The organism is Actinomadura logoneensis (assembly GCF_003428695.1).
GTDB lineage: Bacteria > Actinomycetota > Actinomycetes > Streptosporangiales > Streptosporangiaceae > Spirillospora > Spirillospora logoneensis.
The window spans coordinates 1-7,282 of the sequence record NZ_QURH01000922.1 but is presented as its reverse complement, the minus strand read 5'-3'; the positions used below and the strand labels follow the sequence as shown (position 1 = coordinate 7,282).

Genomic DNA, 7,282 nt, shown 5'->3' with positions numbered 1-7,282 from the left:
GTCCGGCTGCGGCGACGCGCCCGCGGGCAGGACGCCGACCGGGCGCGGTGCGAGGGCGCGGGACGGGACGGTCCCGCTGCCGCCGCCCGCGCCGACCGTGTACGACCGGGTCGCGTCGCGGGCCGGGATGGAGTGGTACTGCGGGATGCGCGGCCTGGTCGTCGCCGAGCAGTACGTCTCGCGGGACTGCATGACCGGCCTCGGCGCCGGACCCGGGCTGGTCGCCGCGGCGTGCCGCGGGGTGGCCGCCGCGAGCCGGGGCCGACTGCCCGCGACGCACTCCGAGGTGACCCTGGTGATCCGCAAACCGGAGAGCCGGTACGCCAGGGTGATCTGACCCCGCCCGGCGCGCGCGAGGTGCGCGCCGGGGCGCGGGGTCGGTAAATTTCTGCGGAAACCCCTAGTGACCTGGATCGGCCCGGCCCTGCGCCGGGCGGGATCGGAGACCGCGGTGACCGCCGAAGCCGGCCTTCCCGACATGCTGCGCGACCTGCCCACCTGGACGCCCGACCCGGTGGAGCTCGCGGACCTGGAGCTGCTGCTCTCGGGCGTGTACCGGCCGCTGCCGGGGTTCCTCGGGTCGTTCGACACGGCGATGGTGATCGGGGGCGGACGGCTCGCCGACGGCACGCCGTGGCCGGTGCCGGTCACCCTCACCGTCCCGAAGGAGCTGACCGCGCACGAGCGGGTCGTCCTGCAGGACCCTGAGGGCGTGCCGCTCGCCGTCCTCACCGTCGCCGAGGCGTGGCAGGACCCGACCACCCAGGGCTGGCGGCTCGCCGGTCCGCTGGAGGCGCTGCGCGCGCCCGCGCACGGGCCGTTCCACCGGCTGCGCCGCCGGCCGGACGAGATGGAGCCCGCCGAGGGCCCGGTGCTCGCGGTCGCCACCCGCGAGCCGCTGCACCGGCGCGGCCTCGGCCAGGTCCGCCAGGTCGCCGAGCGGCTGGGCGCGCGGGTGCTCGTCCTGCCGCTGCTGAGCGGCGCGCACGACGAGTCGCTCGTGCGCGCGCTGCTCGCCGTCCGGCGCGAGCTTCCCGAAGGCACGCGGGTGATCCCGGTGCCGCTGCCGCCGCGCCCGCCCGTCACCGAGCTCGCGCAGGACGCCGCGAACGGACGCGACCCGGAGGCCGAGCGCGACACGCTGCTGCGCGCTCAGGTCGCCGCCGCCTACGGCGCGACACACCTGCTGGCGTCCGCCGAGGTCGAGGGCACGGCGGTCCCGGTGGTCGTCCCCGAGCCGTGGGCCTACGACGCGGACGTGGAGGTCTGGCGGCCGGTCGCGCGGATCGAGCCCGACCACGTCCAGGCCGAGCTGACGCCCGAGCGGCTCGGCGAGCTGCTCGACCGCGGCGAGCCGATCCCGGACTGGTTCACCCCGCCCGCCGTCGCCGCCGAGCTGGCCGTCGCCCGCCCGCCCAAGCACGAGCGCGGCCTCACGGTGTTCTTCACCGGGCTGTCCGGATCGGGAAAGTCGACCATCGCGCGGGGGCTGTGCGACGCCGTCGTCGAGCGCGGCGGGCGCACGGTCACGCTGCTGGACGGCGACGTCGTGCGCCGGCTGCTGTCGGCGGGGCTGACGTTCTCGCGCGCCGACCGCGACCTGAACATCCGCCGCATCGGGTTCGTCGCCGCCGAGATCACGCGGCACGGCGGCCTCGCGGTCTGCGCGCCGATCGCGCCGTACGCCGCCACCCGCGCCGAGGTCCGCCGGATGGTCGAGGCCGCGGGCGACTTCGTGCTCGTGCACGTCTCGACGCCGCTGGAGGAGTGCGAGCGCCGCGACCGCAAGGGCCTGTACGCCAAGGCGCGGGCCGGGCAGATCCCCGAGTTCACCGGCGTCTCGGACCCGTACGAGGTTCCCGAGGACGCCGACCTCACCCTCGACACCTCGACGATGACGCCGGACGAGGCCGTCGCGCGCGTGGTCGAGCTGCTCACCGAGGGCGCCTGGCTCCGTCCGGAGTGACCGGGCGGGCGACCCGGCCCCGTCCCGCCCTGCTCTGGCCTCCCGGCCCCGTCCCGCCCTGCTCTGGCCTCCCTGCTCCTTCTGGCCTGCCCTGGTCGCCCCGCCTTCCGTCCGCCGGTCTCCGAGGCCCTGTTCCGCCGGAGTGAGGCTTCGGCTCCCCGGGGTTCTGCTCGGCGGCGGAGGATCGTAGGGTGGCAACCAGGTTTCCCGATATGTCTGGTAGGTCATGCCGATGCACTTCGATTGGGCGATGGCGGGCGGTTCGTTCCTGGTCGCCGTCGTGGTCGGCCTGACCGGGATGGGCGGCGGGGCGCTGATGACCCCGATGCTCGTGACGTTCTTCGGGATCAGCCCGCTCGCCGCGGTCTCCAGCGACCTCGTCGCGGCGGCCGTGATGAAGCCGGTCGGCAGCCTCGTCCACCTGCGGCGCGGCACGGTCGACCTGCGCCTGGTCGGCTGGCTGTGCGCCGGGTCGGTGCCCGCCGCGTTCGCCGGAGTGCTGGTCGCGCGAGCCCTCGGCGACGGCGCGTCCGTGCAGGACGTCGTGCAGAAGGCGATGGGCGTCGCGCTCCTGGTGGCCGCCGCCGGGATCGTCGTCAGGGCGTGGCTGGGGCGCGGACGGGCGGACGCCGCCGACGACGCGGCGTCCGGAGACGGGGGCGCGGCCGGAGACGGAGCCGGAGGCGCGCCGCCCGCCATCACCGTCCGGCCGCTGCCGACCGCCCTGGTGGGGCTGGTCGGCGGGCTCGTCGTCGGGATGACCTCGGTCGGCTCCGGATCGCTCATCATCGTGGCGCTGCTGACGCTCTACCCGGCGCTGCGCGCGAACCAGCTCGTCGGGACGGACCTGCTCCAGGCGGTGCCCCTGGTGTTCTCCGCCGCGCTCGGCCACCTGCTGTTCGGCGACTTCCACCTCGACGTCACGGTCGCGCTGCTCGCCGGATCGGTGCCGGGCGTCTACCTCGGGTCGCGGATCTCCTCGCGCGCGCCCGGCGGGATCATCCGCAGGGCGCTGGCGTTCGTCCTAGTGGTGTCCGGCCTGAAGATGTTCGGCGTCCCGGCCGTCCCGCTGGCCTGGACCATCGTCGGCATGGCGGTCGTCGCCACGGCGTTCTGGGCGTTCGCCCGCGCCCGTCGCCCACGGCAGGACGGCTCCGGCGGCGAACGTGAAGCCGGTGAGCAGCAGCCCGGAGACCAGCCAGCCGCCGGCCACGTCGGTGATCCAGTGGCGCCCTAGGTCGATCCGCGTGTAGCCCTCGACCACCCCGGACAGGACGACGAGCGTGAACGCCGCGCTGATCCAGCGCGGACTCGACGCCCACCGCATCCCTCGTGCGCGCGCGTACTGGAAGATGAGGAAGACGCAGAAGCCGCCCTGGGCGAGCAGCCGCATCGTCGCCCCGGACGGGTACGTGCCGGGATTGGTCGGCGGGTGCCCGCGGTCGACGAGCGCCGCGAGCGCGAGCTGTCCCCAGTACTGCGTCACGAACATCACCGCGATCAGCACGACCGGGACCCAGCGGCGGCGGCGCGCCAGCAGCAGCGTCACCACCATCGAGAAGATCGCGAAGTAGCGGGTCGCGGGCCGGTCGCCGACCTGCGTGACCTGCGACATCAGGGACGACCAGCCGCCGTGCAGCCGGTGCGCCATCACCCAGTGGTAGACCGGCCAGTCGATCGCGTGCTGCCCGAACCGGAACGCGACCAGCCGCCCGAACGGCCACGCGACCACCAGCGTCGTGCCGATGACCGCCGTGGTGAGCAGCGCGTACGCGCCCCACGGGCCGAGCGTCCGGACGAGGTCGGCGCGCGCCGCGAGGAACCTCCGCCGGGCCGCCCCCACCCCGTTCCCGCCGCGCAGGACGTCCGCGACCGCCCCCGCCGACGCGGGCCGGGCCAGGAACACCAGCCCGGTGACGAGGACGGCGGCGAGCACGGCGGCGCCGCAGAGAACGACTGGCATGCGGCAACAATAGTCACCGGGTGATCCGCCGCTACCCGGATACTCCGTATACGGGAGCCTTTTCGGTCGTTCCCGAAGCCTCCGGCGCGCCGGCCGGACGCGGATCGCCGCGGCGCAGCAGGAACCAGAGCAGCGCCGCCGACACCAGCCCGCCGCCGCCCAGGCAGTACGGCGCGAGCGCGGCGTGGCGCGGCGCCGCCGCCAGCAGGACGAGCAGCACCAGCAGCCCGACGGCGCTCTCCACGCCGCGCACCGCGAACACCATCCGGGACTTCTTGCGCGCGGTCGCCAGGCTCGCCAGCGGCAGCGTGCACGCGAAGCAGACCGCGTACAGGCCCCAGCCCGCGAGCGCGGTCCGGTCCACGTCGAACGAGCCGCCGGTGACGACCGGGCCGAGCCAGTCCACCAGGACGATCCCGCCGAGGCTCAGCACCAGCGCGATCCCGGCCATCAGCCCGCAGGCGCGCAGCGCGGACCGCACGGGCATCGGCGTGCCCTCCCGCTCGGCCTTGGCGAAGTCGCCGAGCAGGAACCAGCCCGCGCCGTTCACGAACGTCATCGCGGGCGCGAGCAGCAGCCGCGCCGCCTCCACCCCGGCGAGCGCCGCGGTGGACGCGAACGCCGCGATCATGATGCGGGCGAGCAGCAGCGCCCCCGGCCGGACCCCGGCCTGCACCGACCGCCACCAGGCGAACCCCAGGATCTCGCGCAGGGCCGTCCCGCGCAGCGGCGCGCCCGCGTACTCCTCGGCGGGCAGCCGCAACCGCGCCAGCCCGACCGAGGCGACGCACCCGACGCACATCGCGCCGAGCAGCAGCTCGACCGAGCCGTCCACGCCCGCCCCGACCGCGGTCCCGAGCGTCGCGAGCGTGACCACCAGGTAGGACGCGTCGTTCAGGGTGAGCCGCCAGAACTCCATCCGCGCGGTGAAGATCCGCCGCCCGGTCTCGTTCAGCAGCCACAGCGCCACCAGCAGCGCGAACAGCGCCGTCCCGGCCGCCCCGGCGAGGCCCATCGCCACCGACACGACCGCGCCGACGGCCGCGCCCGCCGCGACCGTCCCGGCCACCGACCAGAGCAGCGCGCCCCGGACCTTCGGGTCGAACCGGTCGTAGACCGTCAGGGTGTCGCCGACGAAGCTGGTCTGCACCGACGTGATCATGACCAGCACGGCGAAGAACAGCGCGTACGCGCCGTACCCGGACGCGCCGAGAGTCCGGGCCGCGAGCGACTGCACGACGAGGCTGCCGCCCGCCGTGACGAACTGCACCGCCACCGCGCCGCCGGCCGACGACAGCAGCTTGCCGGCCTTCCCGGTGAGCCTGCCGGGCATCAGTCGCCGGTGTCCGGGTCGGGGCCTGCGGCGGTCTCGTCCGCGGCGTCCGCGAGCGGGCCGGCGGGCCTGCCGCCCGGACCGCCCGAGGGGCGGGCGGCCTTGGCCGGGCCGGGCGTGGCCGAACCGGGCTTGACGGGGCTGGGCCTGGCGGGGTCGGGCTTGGGGTTCGGCTTGTTCCGGGTGGCGGCGGCGAGCGTCTCGTCGTCCACGATCCGGAGGTCCTCGACCGTGCGGCCGGGGTCGGCGGACGGGTCGGAGGAGGCGTCACTCCAGAGCGCCACGGGGATGCGCGCGTCCGGATCCTTCTCCTTCGCCACCCCACCGGTCGCCGCACCGGTCGCCGTGCCGGTCGCCGTGCCGGTCGCCGTGCCGGTCGCCTTGCCGGTCACCGCGTCGGGCGCGCCACCGGGACGCGGGGCGCTCTTGCCCGCGTCGCCGCCCGCCGTGCGGGGCGGTGTGGAGGCCAGTCCGGTCTCCAGCGCCTTCGCCGGGTCGCGGAACGAACCGTCGTTCCGGGAGGAGCCGCGCGAGTGCGCGCCGCTGGAACGCGTCCGTCCGCCGCTCCCCCGCCGTCCGCGCCCGGACGCGACGGACCGGTCGGACTCGGGGGTCGCGGGCGCGGTCTCGCTCCCGCGTCCGCCGTCGGCGGATGCCGGGGTGGAGGCGGGAGTGGACGCAGGGGTGGATCCCGGGGGGGATGCAGGGACGCCCAGCTCGGGCGCGCGCCCGAACCCGGACCCGCTTCCGGTTCCGAGGTCGGTGGCGTCCGTCCGGATGCCGGGGTCCGCGGGACGTCCGCTCTCCAAGGACGGCGCGGGACGGGGGGAACGGGCGCCGGACGCGTCCGAGGGCCGCGAGGTCTTGCCCAGCGGGTCTGCGCCCAGCGGGTCGGCCTTCCGCGCGCCTCCGGTCAAGGGGGCGGCGGTCAGAGGGTCGGCGGTCAGGGGATCCGCGGCCGGCGGGTCGGCCTTCAGCGGATCGGTGGGACGAGCGGCGGAGTGCCGTCCGCCTCCCCCGGAGCGGTAGGCCGGGGCGTCACCCGACCACGCACCGCTCGTGCCACCGGCTACACGGGTGTCACCCGGCGATGGGTCGTCCCCCTTTGACCCGCCGCCGGAGGAACGGCCTCCGGCCTGGGCGCCGCTCCCCGCGGACCGCGCGCCGGAGCCGCCCGTCCGCGCGCCGGAACCGCTCGCGGACGCGCTGTTGGAGCGGGTGCGGGCGTCGGCGTCGTACGGCGTGGTGCTCTCGGCGCGCGTCCCGCCGCTGTTCGGGTAGGCGCTCGTCCCGTTCGTTCGCGGGCTCGGAGCGGCCGGGTACGGGCCGTCGGCGCGGGAGGCGGCGGCGTCCGCGCGGGGCGTGGAGCCGTTGGTGCGGGAGGACGCCGACGGGGTCGCGGGGGTGCCGAAGGGAGCGGTGCCGTCCGCACGCGGCGAGGTCCGGGGACCGGTCTCCGGGTAGCCGCCGTTCACCGACGGCGTCGGGGAGGTGGACGGCGCGGACGGGTTGCTGCGGCGCGGGGACGTCTCCCCGTGGCGCGGATAGGTGTCGGCGTGCCTCGGGGAGGTCTCGCCGGAGCGCGTCGAACCGCCGCGACGCGACGCGGACTCGGTGTGCCGCGCCGCAGCGTCGCCGAGCCGCGGCTCGGGGTAGACGATCGGGTTGGGCGAGGTGTTGCCCGCGGGGAGCGCCGGACGGGCGGCGGGACCGTGGATCTCCTCGTCGCTCCACACCCGCTCGACGCGCGGGCCGCCCGCGCCGGGACGCGATCCGCGCGGGCCGCCCAGGCGGAGCGGGCCGCCGGACGTCGCGCGCAGGAACGACACGACGCAGGCGAGGATCGCGCCGATCGCCAGGCCGATCACCGCGTTCTGCGGAAGCTGGTCCGGGGTCGACTGGCCGGGGTCGGCGCTGTCCACGAACTGCACGCCGTCGTTGGCGTTGGCGCGGGCGGACAGGACGCCGCTCTCCTGGGATTGGAGTTTGGCGAGGTTGGCTGCCAGGACGCGTCCTTCGC

The 7,282-nt window shown here is 76.2% G+C and carries 3 protein-coding genes and 2 pseudogenes; 3 read left to right on the top strand and 2 right to left on the bottom strand.

Annotated features, from left to right (window positions below):
* The 3 genes and pseudogenes from DZF91_RS40640 to DZF91_RS31115 all read left to right on the top strand — a co-directional run.
* Positions 1 to 337: pseudogene (locus DZF91_RS40640) on the top strand (class I SAM-dependent methyltransferase); the annotation flags it as partial.
* 114 nt (positions 338 to 451) lie between these two features.
* Positions 452 to 1,966, top strand: a complete 1,515-nt coding sequence (cysC, locus tag DZF91_RS31120) for an adenylyl-sulfate kinase (RefSeq protein WP_117360649.1) — start codon at positions 452 to 454, stop codon at positions 1,964 to 1,966.
* A 232-nt stretch (positions 1,967 to 2,198) separates the two neighbouring features.
* The gene (locus DZF91_RS31115) at positions 2,199 to 3,203 is read left to right on the top strand and encodes a sulfite exporter TauE/SafE family protein (protein WP_117360648.1); all 1,005 of its coding nucleotides are present in this window, start codon (positions 2,199 to 2,201) and stop codon (positions 3,201 to 3,203) included.
* A gap of 757 nt (positions 3,204 to 3,960) precedes the next feature.
* On the opposite strand, the gene DZF91_RS31105 is transcribed toward DZF91_RS31115, so the two are convergent.
* Both DZF91_RS31105 and DZF91_RS40635 read right to left on the bottom strand, forming a co-directional pair.
* The gene (locus tag DZF91_RS31105; RefSeq protein WP_117360646.1) at positions 3,961 to 5,262 is read right to left on the bottom strand and encodes a polysaccharide biosynthesis protein; all 1,302 of its coding nucleotides are present in this window, start codon (positions 5,260 to 5,262) and stop codon (positions 3,961 to 3,963) included.
* Positions 5,262 to 7,282: pseudogene (locus DZF91_RS40635) on the bottom strand (hypothetical protein); the annotation flags it as partial. The pseudogene DZF91_RS40635 and the gene DZF91_RS31105, both read right to left, overlap by 1 nt.

What these genes read in the sequence shown, in the direction of transcription:
- DZF91_RS31115 (WP_117360648.1), top strand. Translation starts at nt 2,199, where the DNA reads ATGCACTTCGATTGGGCGATGGCGGGCGGTTCGTTCCTGGTCGCCGTC.
- DZF91_RS31105 (WP_117360646.1), bottom strand. Translation starts at nt 5,262, where the DNA reads ATGCCCGGCAGGCTCACCGGGAAGGCCGGCAAGCTGCTGTCGTCGGCC.